Raw genomic sequence first — 19,779 nt, 5'->3', positions numbered from 1 at the left:
TTGTTGCTGCCGCTTCGCTTTCGCTACAGAAAACATTTGTTGCTGCCGCTTCGCTTTCGCACAGAATAAACATTTGTTGCTGACGCTTCGCTTTCGCTACAGAAAACATTTGTTGCTGCCGCTTCGCTTTCGCACAGATAAAACATTTGTTGCTGCCGCTTCGCTTTCGCACAGATAAAACATTTGTTGCTGCCGCTTCGCTTTCGCACAGAATAAACATTTGTAGCTGACGCTTCGCTTTCGCTACAGAAAACATTTGTAGCTGACGCTTCGCTTTCGCACAGAATAAACATTTGTTGCTGCCGCTTCGCTTTCGCACATAGCAAAGCTTCCTAAGGGCGTCCGATGAGCCGCTTCACTAGCGATGCTCGCTCCAGGGTCTCGGGTCAACAGATGTTTTTGCGCGAAAGCGTAGTGCCAACGAAGCGGCAGCAGCACGATGTTGGTCACGAAGGCGTTATCACAGGACGTGATGCTTTTAGCCTTCGTTCCTTTATTGCTAATCCCCAAGGAGTCGCTCAGTCTCGACTCCAATCAACGTATATATCATACGTTTTAACAAATAACATCCCAACTTTTAGTAATGAGCAAAAAAACTTAGAATAGGCAAAAACTTACCTATCCTAAGCTCTCATTTAATATGCTTTAAATAATTTTTGTAAAATATAATATGATTGTTTTAGACGCTCTTCAAACTTAGGTGTTTGCCATGGTTCCCAAGTATAAGGTGAGAGTTTCGGTAAGACTTGGCCATTTGTCTCTGGTAAAGATTTTACAACTTTGCCCTCTTTATCTACAAAGACCGCACCAATATAAATATTATCCACTTTCGTCGAAGCTGTCTCTCCATCTTTATATAAATCTCCCATAAACTCACGCTGGCTTGGATCTCTAGTTTGGATTAGTAGCCAAGGAATTCGTAGCTCAATCACATGATCATCCGTCCATGTATAGTCTACTAACGAATTATAATCTTTTGCTTTTGGATTGGCATTCCCTTGAAGCAGCTTCCCTGTTTCATAATGACTGAAGTCAGTAGTGATGTTTTGCTCTGGTAAGTACAACTCTTTATTTAACACATAATAAATCGGTGCAAACTTACCACTATTTTTTGTAGGAACTGCCATACGAGGTGGAATCAGATTTATATTATGACCGTAAAAATAATCATAGAAATCATAGTATTCATCTATGACCACTCGAGAGTCTCCACTTTTATTTAATTCCACCATAAAATCTACGCCATTTGAAAACGTCATATCTTTTATTGATGTTGCCGACGTATTTCCTTGGTTTGGTACTACATCAAGTAAAATACGAGGTGAAGCTTTTTCTAAAACATCACTTTTTATTTTGAAATACAAATATCTTTCATCATAATCGACAGCAAAATCTGTTGTATCTGAAGGTGAGGTATTGTACAGTTGTGTACCTTTCCACTCTGTTGTATTGCCGTCTACTTTTACTTTAAATCTATCAAAGCTTAGTACACCAAATTGCTGTTCATTCGTTTGTGCATTGGACCAAAATGGTCGACGATTCGGGTCATCATAATCCATCGTATTCCAAGTCCGCTTAAACCACTCATCCTGCCATGTAAAGATAAGACCTCCTAGCAAGCCTTCATGCATAATATCTTCATATAAATGTTGAAGTGTTTCACCCTGCTGCTGTTCGGACATATGCCCCTGATTCCAGCCATAAACATTTTCATGTGTCATACCGCGAGCTGCTGGGATTCCAAATTCCGCAATAAGAACAGGCATACGATGGGCTTCATGTAAGTCTTTTAAATATCCTGCATAACTATTTTTATTGCCTCGGAAATCTTTATAATTTAAATATTTTTGGTCGAAGTTAAAGAAGTCAGGGTAATATGGATACACATGATAGGAAGCAAATTGTCCTGGCGCCTGCATTTCACCCTTCGTATAAATGACATTTGGATTGACTCCTACCAAATCTTCATCCTCAGAAGGTTCGGACGGATGGTCTAGCAAGTCGGTTGTTACCCAGTTAGTAAAGCTCATTGGGCGAATCCAATTATATTTATCCTTTTCATAAGTAGTAATAAGATCCATTTGCTCCGCTAACCAATGCTCAAATGGTGCAGCATGTTTCGTTTCAAAATATGTCCCATTGTATTCGCCTATATTAGCGTGTTTTTCGTTCGTACCGACTACCATGTGCGGATACCATTCGATTCCTAGCACCCAGCCAATAACATATTTTGAAACGTCAACATCGTATAAGCCTGAAGCATGTCCTGCTACTGGCTTCACATAAGTATTACCGTGGATAACATCTACCATGCGCTTCATTTCTACTTGGAAATCCTTTAAAGTAGTTTCATCATAGGCATCTAATGAATTAGACAAGCCTTCCTCATTAATCCACACACCATGCAATACATACAATGGTTTATCTGGGTTTTCCTCATTGTATTTAGCAAGTGCCCGATAAAAACCTGGCGGGTGTAATGTATAGACACGGATCGTATTGGCATTCATCTCAGCAATTTGACGGAACCAGCGATAGTACTCTTCTTCCGTAATTGCGGCCTCGCCAGGGAATGCTCCCGGTTTCCCCATACCGATATTAACGCCCTTAAAGACTAGTGGCTCCCATTTCCCATCGTGTAAGACTTCAAATGATTCACCTTGAATACGTGCATTATAATTTTGTTTTTCATGATTAACGTTTTCTTCAACCTCTTTTTGCTCAAACGTTTCAAAAATTTTATGCATGACTGGTATATAAATCGACCAGTAAAATGAACTATCTGCATACTTTTCAGCATATTTATAAATAGTCGGTAAACCCTTTATTTTATAAAGGTTCGGTACCCGTGACATATCGTTGAAATCTCCAGCAAAGTAATAGCTTGTAGTGTAACGTTTATCCTGTGAAACGATAGCCGCAAATTGCTGCGGAATATCGTTGTCCTTTAATAGTTTTTCTCCATCTTTTGTTAAGTCCCATTTATAATTAGCAAGAGCATCCTCCGCATATTTAGGCGTGATAATATCAAACCAATAGCCATATTCTGCACTAGCGGAGGTATGAAAGAATTTTTGCCCTTCTTCAGTAAATTGCACCTGAATACCTTCTGTTTTTACATGCTTGTCCAGTTCCAGCACAATGAGCTTTTCTGTAATTTCATTAAATAGAAGAAAGCCACCGCCCTTATATGGCCAATTATCACCATGTTCATCTATGACCCATTGCGGGATTTCTGAGTTTTTATGATAATCAAGCTCATCAAAATAACGCCCAATCCATCCAGACCATGATATTCCTAAATAGTCCTGTAGCTCTTTTCTAACTGCCTCTGATGTTGGTGACGCAAATGTATTGTATTCAGCTATAAGCATACTTTTCTTGTTGCTTGCTAAACGACCTACTATTGATTGCCATTCTTCCATTTCTAAGCCACCAACAATTTTTTCTGAGCGTTTACCTAGACGCTTTTTTTCATGTAAATCATCCTTATAAACACCATACGTATCTGCCAAATAAATAACATCATAATTGCTATAGTCGGTCGGAAACTTTTTTTCAGATACTCTTTTCGTTTTATCATTCGGAATCGTACCATAGTAATTTTTTTGTGCATCATATGGTTGATGATCAATTGTGTATTTATAATGGTTTAAAAACCAGTTCACACCTAGATGCTCTCGATATGTTTCGTTCGGAACCGTTTTATCTAGGATCGCGACGTTCAGCGGTTTTTCATCGCTCAAATACCACCATGCTATAGGTGTAACAATGAGAATTAGAGTAGCTATGACCCCTATATATATTCGCTTCATACACTTTTCTCCTTTTCAGCAATACCGACACGCTTCATATTGCCCCAATCGCTTTTTCTTAGCACAAACCGAACTAATCCTTCACAGCGCCATAAAAGAGTGAGTGGTCGATACCAAAAAATTTCAGTAAATGCTAAAAGTATCATTCGTAATAGCTCTTTCTTTCTCGGGTAAGTGTTCATTGTCCATGCTTCGAATAGTATAGATGCAATTGAAAAAATAACTCCATAAATAACGAAGAGCAGCAACAGTATTACCGCTACTTCGTAATAGATTTTCCCTAAGAAAAATGCTACTACGATATAAATATAACCACCTAGCTCAACAATTGGACCTAGGCATTCTACAAGCCAAAAATATGGCAATGCAATAAACCCTAACAAGCCATATTTTGGGTTGAATGTCATCGTTTTATGCTTCCAAAGACTTTCGAATAATCCTTGATGCCAACGTCTACGTTGATTTCGCAAAACCCCTAATGTCTGAGGTGCTTCCGTCCAGCACACAGGATCTGGTACAAATTCAATACGTTTCTTTTCTTTTTTCTTTCTTATCAAACGGTGAATATTCACGACAAGCTCCATGTCTTCTCCAATAATATTCGTTGAATAACCGCCCGCTTCCACAGCCCATTCCTTCGAAAAGACACTAAATGCTCCGGAAATAATAAGCACAAGATTGAATTTACTTAAAGCGATTCGCCCCATTAAAAAAGCTCGCAAATATTCTATTATTTGCATGATGACTAAGTAGTTATTCGGTAAGTGGGTTTCAGTAACAGCACCAAGTTGCATTTTCGCTCCATTGGCAATTCGAATATTTCCACCTGCCGCAATCACTTCACCATCAGATAAAATAATCGGCTTCATTACACGAAGTAAGGATTTTTCATCTAAAATTGAATCACCATCAATAGAGCAAAAATAAGGATATTGCGAAACATTGATCCCTACATTTAATGCATCTGCCTTACCGCCATTTTCTTTATCTACTAGAATACAATTCTGATAGATTTCTGATTCATAAATTTGTTTAACTTCTTTTGTAGGGATATTTGTACGAACAATTTTATCAACGGGTTTCATTCGGAAATGCTCGATGACAGTTTGCAGTGTAGTGTCGGTAGAACCATCATTAATAATGATAATTTCTGTTTGCGGATATCGTAAATTCAACAATGAATAGACTGTATCTACAACTCCAACCTCTTCGTTGTAAGCAGGGACTAGTAAGGATATTGGTTTTGAGTAGAAGGCATCGATATGCGCATCATCATATTCTGAGGGATCTAATTTATAGCGTTTGCGTAAATCTAGCATGGCAATTACAAACATTGCGCAATACGAAACAATAACGAATAACATATAAAACATAATAATGCCGCCAAAGAACCACATACAATAATCTAACATTAATTTCATTTGATCCCCTGCCTTCTGACTACTGTTTCCTGTGCCATTTCAATTGCATATTGGTCGTTTGAAGACTCCATAAATTGCTGTAATTTTGCAATTCCTTCTCTATTTTCTGCAATTGTTTTTGCTGCCTGTGATCGTACCCACCAATTTTCATCTTCAAGAAGCTGTTCTAAATAAGCATAGGTATATTCTAGCGGCACATGCTTAAAGATTTTTGCAATCATTAATCTTACTTCCCACATATCTGATGCCACAAATGGCACATAAGGATCGATTTCATCAATGACACCAATTTCGTAAAGACCCTTTAATGCTCTTATTTTTATTTCTGGTTCCTCATATGTTAATAGCTGTTTTAATTTCTCAATATATTGCATGTTTCTTTTGACAGCTGCAGTATCAATTGCAGCGTATTGAATATTTTTCGCCCAGCTATTAAAGTCTTCAAACAATCGAATAAATACGGAATCCTCTAACAATACAAATAATCTTCTATATTCGCTTTCAGAATAGTGAATGCTCGATTCTTTAATTTTTTCGATAAACAATTCTTGTCGGAAGATAGAGTATATTTTTAACAACTGAAAATATTCTTCCTCCGAAATTTTGGCTTTCTCGAATTGTTGACAAGTATCTAATAATTCATCTATCTGTAAATCAGCAATTCGATATAAAGCATTCATCCTAATGCTCCAACGTTTACTTGCTAAATCCTTTTCATAAAACTTTTTTAAATAGCGATTAGAAAACGCTTTGATTTTATGTTTAACTTTTTCATTCGTTATATTTTTCAAATACGATGAAAAGATTATTTCGATAGCTGCTACTTGAGCTCTTCCACGGGGTACAAGCACAATAGAGAAATTTTCATCATTGAATAAATAGTTGTACCAGTGCTGTGAATAGTTTTGTAAATAAGTATCACGTGTTTTTGCAAAGCGAATCTCCCACCCATGTTGCAAAAGTAGATATATCGTAAATAAAAATAAAATGACTAATAAAACAACGATGACCGTTAAAAGAAAAGAAATCGATAGCTCGATCATAGCCAAAACCTCGCAAATGTTCTCCTGATTTTTGCTTCTAACAAACGTAAATTAAATGGTTTTACAATAAATTCATCGACTCCACCTTCATAAGCATTAAGTGTCGCCCCTTCTGAGTTTCGTTCCGACATCATATAAATGATGAACTTTTTCTCATTCGGCATTTCTCGTAAAATGTGCAAAATTTCTAAGCCATTTTTACGTGGTAAAATATCGTTCATGACAACTAAATGCATATGGCCTGTTTTATAGGTTTCGGACTGTAAAAAACTATAGCCATCTTCATAGGAAGCAACGTCTAGCGTAAAATGAGGAATGTCTAAGTGAGTGAACGTTGTTTCTAGCACTTTTCTAAAGATTGCACTTTGTTCAATAATACTGACCTTTACTTGTTCCATCGGTTGTACACGATAATCTGTAACCTGTTCTATTGACCAAATCGGCTGTTCGTCATCTGCTAGTTTTTGCTTATTCTTGTCTAACAACGTTTCAAAGTTAACGCTATTATTTCTTATTTCAGTAATGGAGGCTTTTAAAGCTATTTGCTGATATTCCCTTTCTTGCTTAAGAATTGCAAAAATCCGTTTTAAAAACGCCTTTACCTCAACTTCACTACTTTGCAGAAAAAATATTCCCCAATGTACGCCATCCGCTAATTGGAAAAGTAAATCTGTTTTTCGTATTTTTGATGTCAAAAAAGCTGAAATTTGATGATTCACTTGATTACGTTCTATATCTGTTCCTTGTGAGGAACTAGCTAATTTAAAAAAGACTGCCGTTATTGTTAAACGCGAGCGAATAACACTCTCACGCAAAATTTCAAAATAACCCTTCACCTCATGCTCCTGCATGATGTCTTCTGCAATGATTAATTTATTCATTTGTGTTCACTCCAGTGATGTAAGAAATATTTCATTCTCCTCTATTATTTTTCTATCATTTTTTTGATTTACAAACACAACAACTATAGTAATAAATATTACTTAACAATTACTATATAAAATATTTGGTAAATCAGTCACCTTTAAAATATATTATATTTTTGTCATGAAATACAAAAGAAGACTTCTTTTGAAAAAAAGTTATATTTTTCTGACGAAAGACCACCCTTCTTTAAACAAGAAAAAAAGGTCCCTTTTAGACTGTAACAATATAGTATTTTTTTGACATGCATTATGAAAGGTGACAGCAGTCCATAGAGGATATTGAAGCAAATGGCCACGGAAAAGAACCCGGAGTGAACATCAACCTTTGTTAATCTATACGCATTTATTCTTTTTCCGACAAAAAAAAGGTATGTAAGCTTTCATGCTTACATACCTTTTTTTCGATAAATTCCAATTATTTAACTGGTACAACTGAGCCTTTCCATTCTTCAATAATGAAGTCTTGGATTTCTTTAGATTTTAATACTTCTATTAATTTTTTAATTTCAGGTTTTGTTTCATCACCTGCACGTACAGCGACAATATTTACATATGGAGATTCTTTATCTTCAAGAGAAATTGCATCTTTCAATGGATTTAAGCCGTTATCGATTGCAAAGTTCGAGTTAATTAGAACCGCATCACCCTCATTATTTTCGTACATTTGTACAAGCATTTCAGGCGCTGTATTTGCATCGAATTTGAAGTTTTTAGGGTTTTCTGCGATATCTTTTATTTCTGCTGCTGTTTTATCAACACCATCTTTTAATTTAATTAAGCCCTTAGCTTCTAACAATGAAAGCATACGACCGTGGTCTGATACTGAGCTAGAAAGTAGAATTGTTGCCCCCTCTGGAAGATCCTCAAGAGATTTATATTTTTTAGAGTAAATTCCGATTGGTTCAATGTGAATAGCAGCAGCATTTACAAAGTCATAACCATTCTCTTTCATGCTAAGCTCTAAGAAAGGTAGGTGTTGGAAGTAGTTCGCGTCAAGTTCGCCAGATTCTAAATGTTGGTTTGGTAATACATAGTCTTGATATTTTTCAATTTTAAGATCGATACCTTCTTTAGCTAAAATTGGTTTTGCTTTTTCCAAAATAATAGCATGTGGTGTATTCGAAGCACCTACTGTTAATGTTACATTTTCTTTACTGTCACTAGATGATGAGCTTGAGCCTGTTTCTTCTTTTTTACCTGCACCACAAGCGGCTAGAGCTAGTACTAATACAGATAAAAATAAACCTGTTAATAACTTCTTCATTTTATTACTCTCCCTTTTTACTTATATTAAATATGTTAGCGGTATAAAACCGAGATAACCAAATGTTTGTAGTGTGATGCTCTTTTTAGCGTTTATCTGTTTTCGCTGTAATTAAGTCGCCAATCCATTGAATAATAAATACTACTATTAAGATTAATATAGTCGCCATTAAAGTTACATCTGAGCGATTACGTTGGAAGCCATCTAAGAATGCTAAGTTTCCTAGACCACCTGCACCGATAATACCTGCCATCGCAGTATAACCAACAAGCGCTACAGCCGTTACAGTAAGACCAGAAATAAGCGCTGGTAACGATTCGGGAATTAATACTTTCCAAATAATCGTTGACGTTTTGGCACCCATTGAACGAGCCGCTTCAATAACACCTTTATCAATTTCACGTAAGGCAATTAATACCATTCGTGCATAAAATGGTGCAGCTCCAATAATTAATGCTGGTAAAGCCGCATCTGCGCCACGAATTGTGCCAAGTAAAAATTTCGTAAATGGAATTAATAAAATAATCAATACGATAAATGGAATCGAACGGAAAATATTAACGATTGATCCTGTTAAAAAGTTCACAATTTTATTGGCCCATAGTTGGTTGGGACTTGATAAAAATAATAAGATTCCAATTACTAATCCAAGTATAAATGTGATGACCGTAGAAATTGTTGTCATGTACAATGTTTCATACGTAGCATCCCACATTTTTTCCCAGTCGACATTCGGAAAGAGACTAGTTAGCATTTGCAATCACCTCCGTTTGTACTTCGACTGTATTTAAGTAGCTAAGTGCAGCTGCAACATTGGCCACTAAGCCATCAATTTGCACAATAAGTGTACCGTATGCTCCATTTTTCGTTTGCGAAATATTACCATGTACAATACTTACTTCTACATCAAACTGTTTCACAAGATGTGAAATGACAGGCTGCTCTGTTTTTTCTCCTACAAAGATTAGCTTAACAAGTTGTCCATTAGGATAATTTGCTTTAATTTGTGCCACAGTTTCCTGTGTTTCCTTCGTATCTGTAATTTGAGAAACGAATTTTTTCGTAATGGCAGCTTGTGGAGCTTGGAATACTTGTAATACTTCACCACGTTCTACAATTTCTCCAGCTTCCATAACCGCTACACGATGACAAATCTTACGAATAACGTGCATCTCATGTGTGATTAACACAATCGTTAGACCTAATCGTTCGTTAATATCGACAAGTAGATCAAGAATAGCATCTGTCGTCTCTGGATCGAGTGCGGATGTTGCCTCATCACATAACAATACCTCTGGATTATTAGCAAGTGCACGAGCGATACCTACCCGTTGTTTTTGTCCCCCCGATAGTTGTGATGGATATGCTTTTTCGCGCCCTTCCAAGCCAACTAGTGCAATCAATTCTTTCACACGTGCTTCACGTTTTGCCTTTGGCATACCTGCGATTTCGAGTGGGAAAGCGATGTTTTCTGCAACAGTTCTAGACCAAAGTAAATTGAAGTGCTGGAAAATCATACTTACCTTTTGTCTAGCATCCCGAAGCTTTTGCCCCTTTATGGATGAAAACTCTTGATTGTTAACCGTCACCGTACCAGATGTAGGCTTTTCTAACCCATTTAACAAGCGAATCATTGTACTTTTACCAGCGCCACTATAGCCGATAATGCCGAAAATTTCACCTTTATTAATAGAAAGGTTGACGTCTTTAACTGCTGTTAATTCGCCATTCGTAGTTTTGTATTTCTTCGTAATATTTTGAAGATTGATCATAGCGAATTCTCCTTTTCTCATATCAATTATGCCTCGGCATAAGGTCACTCAGTTGTTGTTGTCGTTGTTGTTGCTGTCGTTCGCTTTCGCACAGATAAAACCGTGTTGCTGTCGCTTCGTTTTATTGCCACAGGACATGGCGTTCTTAGACTGAGTCCCTCTATTTCAGCGGATTTCTTTTGTACCGAAAGCGTAGCGACAGGTACAGGTGTTTGGACATCCGCTGAAAGAAGTTAAAAAAACCCCTTCACTTTTAGACAAGTAGAAGGGGTCACGTAACTTATACGCTAAACCGTTCTCTCATCTTTCAAAGATAAATCTTTGGGTGATTTGGCACCTTTTCACGTTTGTGATGGTTGCCGGGCTTCATAGGGCACTTCCCTCCGCCGCTCTTTATAAGAGTTCGATATATTTATTGTTTTTTTAATATATTTGTTACTTTACCACGCGATTAATATTCCGTCAATTAATTTTTTAACAATTCGTATAAATACGGTACAGATTGAAAGGCATAAACCTTTGCTGTCATTTCTCCGCCTTCATATACGAGTAAACATGGTACACTTTCGATTTTATTATCGTAAGCTATTCGCTCTATAAAATTTATATTCGCTTTACCAACCTGTAGTTGTGGCAACAATTGTTCAACAACCATCATCATTTTCAATGCAACTGCGCACGTTCCACACATTGGTGTATATAAATAAAAGGCAGCCTTTTCACCGGACTGGATAGCCGCGTTCCACTGCTCTGTTGACCATTCTTCCATCTTTTTCACGCAACCTTACAAAATATACTCATTATGGATTGAGAAATGTGCACGAATCAATATCGCCGCTAACACTTTCCTCGGAGTTGTCTCAACTTCCTTATATGTTGGCATCGTCCGTAAATGCTCAGCCTCTGGATAATGTCTGTCCATTAATGCCCGTAGCTTATTACCTGATGTATCTGCATCAAAAAATGTATAAAGCTCACAACCCTCATATGGATCGAGTAGCTCTTCTAATTGATGCACACCAATTGTACCATTTGTACAAAGTATTTTTACGTCTTCATTTAAAATAGGTTCGATTTGAAGTTTATCCGATCGGCCTTCGACAATTAAGCATTTTCCTTCGAACATCACGCCACCCCCATTTAGACATAGCCCTTATAATTCATTATATCAATAAACCTTGTCGTTGATACAGTTAGATACCTATTAATAGGGAATATACTTGCATTTACTTCACCAACTATAGTGGAAGAATGAATGAGGATAATAAAAAACGTCGGTAGTTTCCGACGTTTTTCTGATTAATTATGCCTCGGCATAATTGCGTCCGGAATCGGCTTTGTGCTTAGGCCTGCATGGCCGACACGATGTCGGTCATTTCGGTAATGCCACAGGACGTGGCGTTTTTACCGATGCAGGTCAGTTAGCCATTATCGCATGGATGCGATGATCTTAGGCTAACATCCTTTAAACACTCCTATCCGATTCCGTGACATACGCCGGAGGCTTTAACTTCTTTTAGCTGATGTTTGAACACCTGCTGAAAGAAGCTAAAGGCTTGTCTTATTCTGCAATCATTTCTTCGTATTGCTCAGCTGTCATAAGCTTTTCAATTTCTGAAGCATCAGCAGGCTCTACAACGATCATCCATGCTTTTTCATATGGTGATTCATTAACGAATTCTGGGCTATCTTCTAAATCTGCATTTACTTCAACTACTGTACCTGAGATTGGTGCGTATAATTCAGAAACTGTTTTAACAGATTCTACGCTACCGAATGGATCATCAGTTTTGATTTCGTCGCCAACTTGTGGAAGTTCAACGAAAACGATATCTCCAAGTTCAGCTTGTGCGAAATGAGAAATACCGATACGTACTTTACCATCTTCTACTTTTACCCATTCGTGCTCTTCAGAGTAACGTAAGTCTTTAGGTGTGCTCATGCAAAAAACCCCTCCATAAATATGTAATATATTCATTTTCAGTGTGCCATACTTCTACCATAAAAACAAGAATCAATTATGCTCATTCATCTCAATCATATAGAGGTGAAGACTTCTGACCTGACGCTTCGCTTTCACTACATACAACCTTTACTGAAACAAGTTAAAAGCGTCATTTCCAAGCTTGCTCAAAATCTGATTCTTTAAACCCTAAAGTAACTTTTTTTCCATCGGTTACTATCGGACGTTTAATCAACATACCATCTGATGCCAGCAGTTCAAGCTGCTCTTCTTCAGTCATTGCAGCAAGTTTATCTTTCAAGCCAAGCTCTCGATATTTCATACCAGAAGTATTAAAAAATTTCTTTAAAGGTTGTTCACTAGCTTGCCATAAGTTTGATAGTTCTTCCTTTGTAGGTGGTTGTTCGACAATGTGTACCTCTTCGTATGAAACCCCATTGTCATTTAGCCATTTTTGAGCTTTTTTGCAAGTAGTACATTTCGGATATTGAATAAATTGAATCGTCATTTATAGGCTCCTCTACTATCATTTTTAGGAACTACATTTTCAGCAGTGTATCCCTCATTTTCTGTAGTATACCATCATAACCGTTACGAACCAAAATGAAACTCCTCATGCTAAGCGTGGGTTAATTGGAGTTCCAGGCCACTAGCATCCGATGAGCCGCAACAAAAGCGCAGAGAGTGGCTAAACGCTCCAAAATGCCGAGCGCTGATAAGATACTAAGAATCGCTGATAGCTGATAAAATGCCTACTATCGCTGATAACAGCTTGATTATCGCTGATAAAATGCCAACTATCGCACCAAGCGCCCAGTCGGAACGGAAATCAACCCCTCGTTTTGCCAAAGAGCTACACTTTTATTTTCAACAAACAAAAAAACCTAGCTATCACATCTCGGATAGCTAGGGTTATTTTGCATATTAAACTACAAATTTTTCTGCTTCAATTAATTTGACAGAAGCTTCGCGTTTCTTCGCAATTAAGTTGTATGGGTTGTTGCGAGTTAATTTACGTAGTGCAGACAATGTCATGCGTGCAGCGTCGCCTTCTGCTGAAGCAAGAATCGTATCTTTTGCCTCTTTTTCAATTTCTGCAAATGCTTCTTGGCAGAAGATTTGAGTGTACAGTAATTTTTGATGCGCTTTTTCAGCACCGTCACGAGCAATCGCTTTTTCTGTACGTAATACAGCTGATTCCATCGCGAATAATTGGTTTGCGATATTAGCAATATTCACCAATACTTCTTGCTCTTGATCAAGCTTCGCGCCGTAGCGTTGTGCTGCTAAGCCTGCTGCTAATACAGCAATTTTCTTCGCATTTTTCACAAGATATTTTTCCTGTGCTAGCGGCTCTGTGCCTACATCTTCAGGCATTAGCATTAGAAGCTCTTGTTGTAAGTTTTGAGCAACTTGTAGCAATGGCAATTCACCTTTTAATGCTTTTTTCATAAATGTACCTGGTACAATCATACGGTTAATTTCATTAGTACCTTCAAAAATACGATTAATACGAGAATCACGATAAATACGCTCTACTTCGTATTCAGCCATAAAGCCGTAACCACCATGTAATTGAACCGCTTCATCCGCAATGTAATCTAAAGTCTCAGAACCAAATACTTTAGCAATAGAACATTCAATAGCATACTCAGCAATTGCGCCAGCAATCACTTTCCCTTGCTTTTGCTCATCTGGGCTTAGCTGGCTTAAACGATCCTCAAATAAACCTACTGTACGATAGTTTAATGACTCAGATGCATATAAGTGCGATGCCATTGTTGATAGTTTTTCTTTTGTTAGATTGAAATCAGACAGCTTCGTTTTAAACTGCTGACGTTGGTTTGTATATTGAATGGCAAGCTCTAATGCACGCTTTGAGCCACCAATTGTTCCAACACCTAATTTATAGCGCCCGATATTTAAAATATTAAAAGCAATTACGTGTCCGCGACCTACTTCACCTAAAAGGTTTTCTACAGGTACTTCTGCATCTTCAAGGATTAATGTACGTGTCGATGAAGATTTAATCCCCATTTTTTTCTCTTCTGCGCCAACTGAAACGCCATTAAAGTCACGTTCAACGATAAATGCCGTGAATTTATCACCATCGATTTTCGCATAGACAACAAATACATCTGCAAAGCCTGCATTTGTAATCCATTGCTTTTCTCCATTTAAAATATAATGTGTCCCTGCATCATTTAACTTCGCAGTTGTTTTTGCACCTAATGCATCAGAACCTGAACCTGGCTCAGTTAATGCGTAAGCAGCAATTAATTCACCTGACGCAAGCTTCGGTAAATACTTTTGCTTTTGCTCTTCATTTCCGAAAAGTACAATTGGTAAAGAACCAATACCTACGTGCGCACCATGTGTAATAGAGAAGCCGCCAGCAACAGACATTTTTTCTGCGATTAATGCAGAAGAAACTTTGTCTAATCCCAGACCCTCATATTCTTCAGGTACATCTGCGCTTAATAAGCCGAGTTCACCAGCACTTTTTAGTAGACGAACTGAATGCTCAAATTCATGGTGTTCCAAATTTTCAACGACTGGTAACACTTCATTTGCTACATACTCTTCAGTTGTTTTAGCAATCATTTTATGCTCATCTGTGAAATCTTCTGGTGTAAATACACGATCTAATTCCACATCTTCAATAATAAATCCGCCGCCTTTAATGAAATCCGTTGTTTTTTCTGTCATTCTAAATTCCTCCCTATATATCTATTTTTAATAGTTTTTATCCCCAATATATAGAAAAGCTTGAAGCACTATGTTCGGAGGCAACCGAAAACGCAGCACTCCAAGCTGATCTAGCAAAAAATTATAGAAGTTCAAATACTCCCGCAGCACCCATACCGCCGCCAATACACATTGTGACAACACCATATTTCTTGCCTTGACGCTTCAATTCATGAATAAGCTTTAATGTTAGAATGGCTCCAGTTGCACCAAGTGGGTGACCTACGGCAATTGCTCCACCATTGACATTTACTTTATTTTGGTCGATGCCTAAATGACGTACGACCTGTAAGGATTGTGACGCAAATGCTTCGTTAATTTCCCATAAATCAATGTCATCAATGGCTAACCCTGCAATTTCAAGTGCTTTAGGTACTGCCACGATTGGCCCAATACCCATCACCTCAGGAGGTACACCACCAACTGCAAAGCCTAAAAACTTCGCCATTGGTGTAAGCCCTTGCTTTTCTGCTTCCTCACGATCCATTACAAGTACTGCAGCTGCACCGTCCGAAGTTTGAGAGGCATTACCAGCTGTAACACTGCCCTTAACATGGAAAGCTGGACGAAGCTTCGCTAAACCTTCTACAGATGTACCTGGACGTACACCTTCATCCATGCTAAACGTGAATTTTTTCACCTGTGGCTTGTTGTTGTCATCTACATAATGCTGCTCTACTTCGATTGGTACGATTTCATCATTGAATTTACCTTCTTTAATCGCTTTTTCTGCAAGCTCATGTGAACGAACAGCAAATTCATCCTGATCTTCTCTACTTACATTGTATTGACGTGCCACTTCCTCCGCTGTGTGCCCCATCCCCATATAATATTGGGGAGCAGTTTCTGCTAGCGTTGGATTTAAGCGAGGTGTATTACCTACCATTGGCACCATACTCATAGACTCGACTCCACCAGCAAGAATCGCCTTAGAATGTCCTAGCATAATACGCTCTGCTGCAAAAGCGATTGCTTGTAAACCTGATGAACAGAATCTATTAATTGTCAGCGCTGGTGTTGTATCTGGTAACCCGGCAAGCGCTCCTATATTACGTGCTACGTTCATGCCTTGCTCAGCTTCAGGCATTGCACACCCTAAAATTAAATCGTCAATCGGACCTTCATAGCCCGCTCTTTTTAATGTTTCTTTGACAACAACCGCTCCAAAATCATCTGGTCTAACTGTTGCTAAAGAACCCTTCTTCGCTTTTCCAATCGGAGTTCGTGCTCCTGCTACAATAACGGCTTCACGCATGTATTAATCCCCCTTTGTTTCATGTGCAAGTATGGTTAATTCGTGTTATCAAATATGCCTCGGACATAATTGCTTCCGGAATCGGCTTTGTACTTAGGCCTGCACGAGGGCCGACACGATGTCGGTCATTTCGGTAATGCCACAGGACGTGACGTTTTTACCGATGCAGGTCAGTTAGCCATTATCGCATGGATGCAATGATCTTAGGCTAACATCCTTTATTAACGCCTTTCCGATTCCGTGACATCCGCCGGAGGCTTTAGGCCAACACGATGTTGGTCACTCAGTCGTTGCCACAGGACGTGGCGTTCTTAGACTGAGTTCCTCTATTTCAGCGGATGTTGGATACCCGCTGAAAAGTGACTTGAATTCGCATTCATCTCACCACCTATAGAGTTAGGAGACTCCTGCTGAAAGAAGTTAAAGTTAGTTACGCAGCGGTTTTCCCTTTAAAAGCATGTGCTGCATTCTTTGTTGAGATAAAGGTTCTGCAACTAAGCTTAGGAACGCCTCACGCTCAAGGTTTAATAAGTATTGTTCATCTACTAATGTGCCATATGGAACTTTACCACCAGCAATGACATACGCTAATTTTTTAGCTATTTTTAAATCATGTTCACTAATATAGCCTGATTCAAACAATCCTTGCGCACCGATTAATAGCGTACCGTAGCCTGATGCTCCGACTACAGGAACTTTCGCAGGTACAGGTGGTTGATAGCCCGCCTCATAAAGCGCTAGTGCAGCTTGTTTTGCATCATATAGTTGGTGATCTGGGTTAACAGAAATCCCATCAGCAAAGTTTAAGAAGTTATTTTCACGTGCTTCTTCGCCAGACGTCGAAACTTTTGCCATCGCAACTGTTTCAAATACTTTATTAGCAATATGTTGATAGTCTACTTCAACACCATTTGGTAGCCCTTTGATGAATTTTTGGTAAAGTGCCTTATTACCGCCGCCACCAGGAATTAATCCTACGCCGACTTCCACTAAGCCCATATACGTTTCCATTGTTGCTTGAATATGTGCAGCTGGTAAGCAAACCTCTGCTCCTCCACCAAGTGTCATAGCAAAAGGCGCCGCTACAACAGGCTTACGAGCGTATTTAATCTTTTGCATTGCATCTTGGAATGCTTTAATAACGAAATCTAGCTCAAAAATATTATCATCCTGTGCTTCTACTAAAATCATTCCTAGATTCGCACCAACACAGAAGTTTTTCCCTTGGTTACCGATGACTAAGCCTTTATAGTTAGCTTCTACTTCATCGACTGCAAAGTTAATCATTTGAATAATGTCCAAACCAATTGCATTTGATTGGGAATGGAATTCAAGTAAGGCAATTCCGTCACCTAAATCTATTAAGCTAGCACCTGTATTTGATTTAATAACACCGTGCTTTTTCTTATAGCGTTTTAAGTTAATTTCTTTTTCATTAACCGGCACTTTTACATATTCAGAGCCATTATAATACGCTAGATCACCGTCAATTTCCGAATAGAAAGTTTCAAAGCCGCTTGCTAACATATCTTTGACAAATGCCGGCACTTCACGACCTTCAGCCTCCATTTTAGCTACGGACTCTTTGACACCAATTGCATCCCATATTTCAAATGGCCCTTGCTGCCAACCGAAGCCCCATTTCATAGCATTGTCAATCGCAACAATATCATCAGCAATTTCACCGTGTAGCTGTGCAGAGTAAATTAGCGTTGGAGCGAAGATACCCCATAACAAATCTCCTGTGCGATCTTTCGCATATGTTAGTGCTTTTACTTTATTAGCTAATCCACGAGTTTGTTTTGCCATCTCAATAGAAGGTGTTTTTAATTTTTTTGCTGGGCTATATTCAAGTGTGTCTGGATTAATTTCAAGAATCTCTTTACCTTGCTTCAAGAAGAATCCTTGACCTGATTTTGCTCCTAACCAGCCGTTTGTGACCATTTTTTGTAGGAATTCCGGCACTGCAAATACTTGCTGCTCTTCACCAGTTGTTTGATCATAAACGTTTTTCGCTACATGGATAAATGTATCTAAACCAACAACATCCAGCGTTCGGAATGTTGCAGATTTTGGACGACCGATTAGTGGACCTGTTACAGAATCTACCTCACCAACCGAATAGCTCCCCTTCATCATTTCTTGTAAAGTAATTAGTAAACCGTACGTTCCGATACGGTTGGCAATGAAGTTCGGTGTATCTTTAGCAAGTACGACACCTTTTCCAAGCACATCTTCGCCAAATGTTTTCATAAAGCTTACAACCTCAGGCGCTGTTGTGTTTGCCGGAATGACTTCAAGTAATTTCAAATAGCGTGGCGGGTTGAAAAAGTGAGTTCCTAGGAAATGCTTTTTAAAATCTTCTGAACGCCCTTCTGCCATTGCATCGATACTTATGCCAGATGTGTTAGAACTAATAATTGTGCCAGGCTTACGTACAGCATCAATTTTTTCATATAGACTTTGTTTAATCGCTAAATTTTCAACGACAACTTCAATAATCCAGTCTACATCTTTTAATTGCTCTAAATCGTCCTCAAAGTTACCAACCGTTAGTAGTGATAAATTTTTCTTAGAAGTAAGTGGTGCTGGCTTTTGCTTTAATAACTTTTGAAGCGCTCCGTTAACGATTCGATTTCTTACAGCAGGATGCTCTAAAGAAAGACCTTTCGCTTCTTCCTCTTTTGTTAGTTCCTTCGGTGCAATGTCTAATAATAATGTTGGAATACCGATGTTTGCTAAATGTGCTGCAATTCCAGAACCCATTACTCCAGAACCTAGAACAGCAGCTTTTTTAATATTGTAAGTCACAAGCAATTCCCCCTTATTCTCCCATTGAATGAATAGCCATTCATTTTTTGGCCAAAAAAATATCAAGTTTGCCTTAGTGTATTTTTGTCCAGATCATTTTACGCGTAATCTGTGACATACGACTGAGGCTTATCTTCATTCAGCTACCATTTTGGATTAGAGGTTAATATCTTCTGCTGAATAAAGATAAAACTACTTTTTCTGTTTTTAGTTTAGATTATTTTGTCTGATTTAGCAATCTTTTTTCACCAATTATTTTTTTGATATACAACTTTTTTTGTTTTTTACGAGCGAAAACATAACAATAAGTAGATAGCAATAATTCCAAACAGAAAACTTTCAGGTTGAGGAAAAAATGTGTAGAATGGAAAGCAAGGAGAGTGAAATACTAATGAAAACAATTACAACTGCTGAACAATTTAATGAACTTATCTCAGGTGATCAAAAAGTTCTAGTGAAATTTTACGCTGGATGGTGCCCAGATTGCACACGCATGAATATGTTCATCGATCCAATTATCGAAGAGTACAACAAATATGACTGGTATGAACTTAACCGTGATGAGCTTCCAGAAATCGCGGACAAATATGATGTAATGGGTATTCCAAGCTTACTAATTTTCCAAAACGGTGAAAAATTAGCACACTTACATAGTGCAAATGCTAAAACACCTCAGCAAGTTATAGAATTCTTATCTGCACAACAATAATGGAAAAACGAGCTGCATTTCTTTTTGAAATGCGGCTCTTTTTAAAAAGGAG

17 protein-coding genes and 1 riboswitch are annotated in these 19,779 nt (G+C 38.1%); of the genes, 1 reads left to right on the top strand and 16 read right to left on the bottom strand.

What is annotated here, in order from left to right; genetic code table 11:
- The 16 genes from C7Y47_RS14255 to C7Y47_RS14185 all read right to left on the bottom strand — a co-directional run.
- Positions 1 to 319 (bottom strand): hypothetical protein (locus tag C7Y47_RS14255; RefSeq protein WP_142509377.1); only part of this gene is annotated, 319 nt, incomplete at its 3' end.
- A 316-nt stretch (positions 320 to 635) separates the two neighbouring features.
- Positions 636 to 3,815: a hypothetical protein gene (locus C7Y47_RS14250; RefSeq protein WP_142509376.1), complete on the bottom strand. Its 3,180-nt coding sequence runs from the start codon at positions 3,813 to 3,815 to the stop codon at positions 636 to 638.
- The gene (locus C7Y47_RS14245) at positions 3,812 to 5,236 is read right to left on the bottom strand and encodes a glycosyltransferase family 2 protein (RefSeq protein WP_142509375.1); all 1,425 of its coding nucleotides are present in this window, start codon (positions 5,234 to 5,236) and stop codon (positions 3,812 to 3,814) included. The genes C7Y47_RS14250 and C7Y47_RS14245 overlap by 4 nt, the downstream gene beginning before the upstream one ends.
- Entirely contained in the window at positions 5,233 to 6,279 is a 1,047-nt protein-coding gene (locus C7Y47_RS14240) for a HEAT repeat domain-containing protein (protein ID WP_142509374.1), read from the bottom strand. Before C7Y47_RS14240 ends, C7Y47_RS14245 begins: the two co-directional genes overlap by 4 nt.
- Complete coding sequence (locus tag C7Y47_RS14235) at positions 6,276 to 7,160, bottom strand: response regulator (protein WP_142509373.1); 885 nt, start codon at positions 7,158 to 7,160, stop codon at positions 6,276 to 6,278. The genes C7Y47_RS14240 and C7Y47_RS14235 overlap by 4 nt, the downstream gene beginning before the upstream one ends.
- Positions 7,161 to 7,620: 460 nt before the next feature.
- Entirely contained in the window at positions 7,621 to 8,469 is an 849-nt protein-coding gene (locus C7Y47_RS14230) for a MetQ/NlpA family ABC transporter substrate-binding protein (protein WP_142509372.1), read from the bottom strand.
- 85 nt (positions 8,470 to 8,554) lie between these two features.
- A complete protein-coding gene (locus C7Y47_RS14225; RefSeq protein WP_142509371.1) occupies positions 8,555 to 9,223 on the bottom strand; it encodes a methionine ABC transporter permease in 669 nt (222 codons plus the stop codon).
- On the bottom strand, positions 9,213 to 10,241 hold the full coding sequence (locus C7Y47_RS14220) for a methionine ABC transporter ATP-binding protein (RefSeq protein WP_142509370.1): 1,029 nt from the start codon (positions 10,239 to 10,241) through the stop codon (positions 9,213 to 9,215). Before C7Y47_RS14220 ends, C7Y47_RS14225 begins: the two co-directional genes overlap by 11 nt.
- Positions 10,242 to 10,538: 297 nt before the next feature.
- Positions 10,539 to 10,643: riboswitch (SAM riboswitch) on the bottom strand.
- A 64-nt stretch (positions 10,644 to 10,707) separates the two neighbouring features.
- On the bottom strand, positions 10,708 to 11,010 hold the full coding sequence (locus tag C7Y47_RS14215) for a thioredoxin family protein (protein WP_142509369.1): 303 nt from the start codon (positions 11,008 to 11,010) through the stop codon (positions 10,708 to 10,710).
- A 15-nt stretch (positions 11,011 to 11,025) separates the two neighbouring features.
- A complete protein-coding gene (locus C7Y47_RS14210) occupies positions 11,026 to 11,367 on the bottom strand; it encodes a toprim domain-containing protein (protein WP_142509368.1) in 342 nt (113 codons plus the stop codon).
- Positions 11,368 to 11,802: 435 nt separating this feature from the next.
- Positions 11,803 to 12,183: a glycine cleavage system protein GcvH gene (gene gcvH / locus C7Y47_RS14205; RefSeq protein WP_142509367.1), complete on the bottom strand. Its 381-nt coding sequence runs from the start codon at positions 12,181 to 12,183 to the stop codon at positions 11,803 to 11,805.
- A gap of 172 nt (positions 12,184 to 12,355) precedes the next feature.
- Positions 12,356 to 12,712 carry an arsenate reductase family protein gene (locus tag C7Y47_RS14200; RefSeq protein WP_142509366.1) on the bottom strand — a complete coding sequence of 119 codons (357 nt, stop codon included), beginning with the start codon at positions 12,710 to 12,712 and terminating at the stop codon, positions 12,356 to 12,358.
- 215 nt (positions 12,713 to 12,927) lie between these two features.
- The gene (locus C7Y47_RS25675; protein ID WP_255505181.1) at positions 12,928 to 13,053 is read right to left on the bottom strand and encodes a hypothetical protein; all 126 of its coding nucleotides are present in this window, start codon (positions 13,051 to 13,053) and stop codon (positions 12,928 to 12,930) included.
- A 75-nt stretch (positions 13,054 to 13,128) separates the two neighbouring features.
- A complete protein-coding gene (locus C7Y47_RS14195; RefSeq protein WP_142509365.1) occupies positions 13,129 to 14,913 on the bottom strand; it encodes an acyl-CoA dehydrogenase family protein in 1,785 nt (594 codons plus the stop codon).
- A gap of 121 nt (positions 14,914 to 15,034) precedes the next feature.
- Positions 15,035 to 16,207, bottom strand: a complete 1,173-nt coding sequence (locus C7Y47_RS14190) for an acetyl-CoA C-acetyltransferase (protein WP_142509364.1) — start codon at positions 16,205 to 16,207, stop codon at positions 15,035 to 15,037.
- Between the two features lie 426 nt (positions 16,208 to 16,633).
- The gene (locus tag C7Y47_RS14185) at positions 16,634 to 19,018 is read right to left on the bottom strand and encodes a 3-hydroxyacyl-CoA dehydrogenase/enoyl-CoA hydratase family protein (RefSeq protein ID WP_142509363.1); all 2,385 of its coding nucleotides are present in this window, start codon (positions 19,016 to 19,018) and stop codon (positions 16,634 to 16,636) included.
- Between the two features lie 364 nt (positions 19,019 to 19,382).
- Here C7Y47_RS14185 and C7Y47_RS14180 point away from each other — a divergent pair, with 364 nt between their 5' ends.
- Complete coding sequence (locus C7Y47_RS14180; RefSeq protein ID WP_142509386.1) at positions 19,383 to 19,727, top strand: thioredoxin family protein; 345 nt, start codon at positions 19,383 to 19,385, stop codon at positions 19,725 to 19,727.
- Positions 19,728 to 19,779 lie beyond the last annotated feature (52 nt).

Source organism: Lysinibacillus sphaericus (assembly GCF_006864135.1).
GTDB lineage: Bacteria > Bacillota > Bacilli > Bacillales_A > Planococcaceae > Lysinibacillus.
The sequence above is the reverse complement of the archived record's forward strand: the minus strand, read 5'-3'. Positions and strand labels throughout refer to the sequence as shown.

Coding starts and splice junctions, on each gene's coding strand:
- C7Y47_RS14245 (WP_142509375.1), bottom strand. CDS start 5,236: ATGAAATTAATGTTAGATTATTGTATGTGGTTCTTTGGCGGCATTATT.
- C7Y47_RS14250 (WP_142509376.1), bottom strand. CDS start 3,815: ATGAAGCGAATATATATAGGGGTCATAGCTACTCTAATTCTCATTGTT.
- C7Y47_RS14220 (WP_142509370.1), bottom strand. CDS start 10,241: ATGATCAATCTTCAAAATATTACGAAGAAATACAAAACTACGAATGGC.
- C7Y47_RS14195 (WP_142509365.1), bottom strand. CDS start 14,913: ATGACAGAAAAAACAACGGATTTCATTAAAGGCGGCGGATTTATTATT.
- C7Y47_RS14240 (WP_142509374.1), bottom strand. CDS start 6,279: ATGATCGAGCTATCGATTTCTTTTCTTTTAACGGTCATCGTTGTTTTA.
- C7Y47_RS14230 (WP_142509372.1), bottom strand. CDS start 8,469: ATGAAGAAGTTATTAACAGGTTTATTTTTATCTGTATTAGTACTAGCT.
- C7Y47_RS14215 (WP_142509369.1), bottom strand. CDS start 11,010: ATGGAAGAATGGTCAACAGAGCAGTGGAACGCGGCTATCCAGTCCGGT.
- C7Y47_RS14225 (WP_142509371.1), bottom strand. CDS start 9,223: ATGCTAACTAGTCTCTTTCCGAATGTCGACTGGGAAAAAATGTGGGAT.
- C7Y47_RS14200 (WP_142509366.1), bottom strand. CDS start 12,712: ATGACGATTCAATTTATTCAATATCCGAAATGTACTACTTGCAAAAAA.
- gcvH (WP_142509367.1), bottom strand. CDS start 12,183: ATGAGCACACCTAAAGACTTACGTTACTCTGAAGAGCACGAATGGGTA.
- C7Y47_RS14210 (WP_142509368.1), bottom strand. CDS start 11,367: ATGTTCGAAGGAAAATGCTTAATTGTCGAAGGCCGATCGGATAAACTT.
- C7Y47_RS14180 (WP_142509386.1), top strand. CDS start 19,383: ATGGAAAGCAAGGAGAGTGAAATACTAATGAAAACAATTACAACTGCT.
- C7Y47_RS14190 (WP_142509364.1), bottom strand. CDS start 16,207: ATGCGTGAAGCCGTTATTGTAGCAGGAGCACGAACTCCGATTGGAAAA.
- C7Y47_RS14235 (WP_142509373.1), bottom strand. CDS start 7,160: ATGAATAAATTAATCATTGCAGAAGACATCATGCAGGAGCATGAGGTG.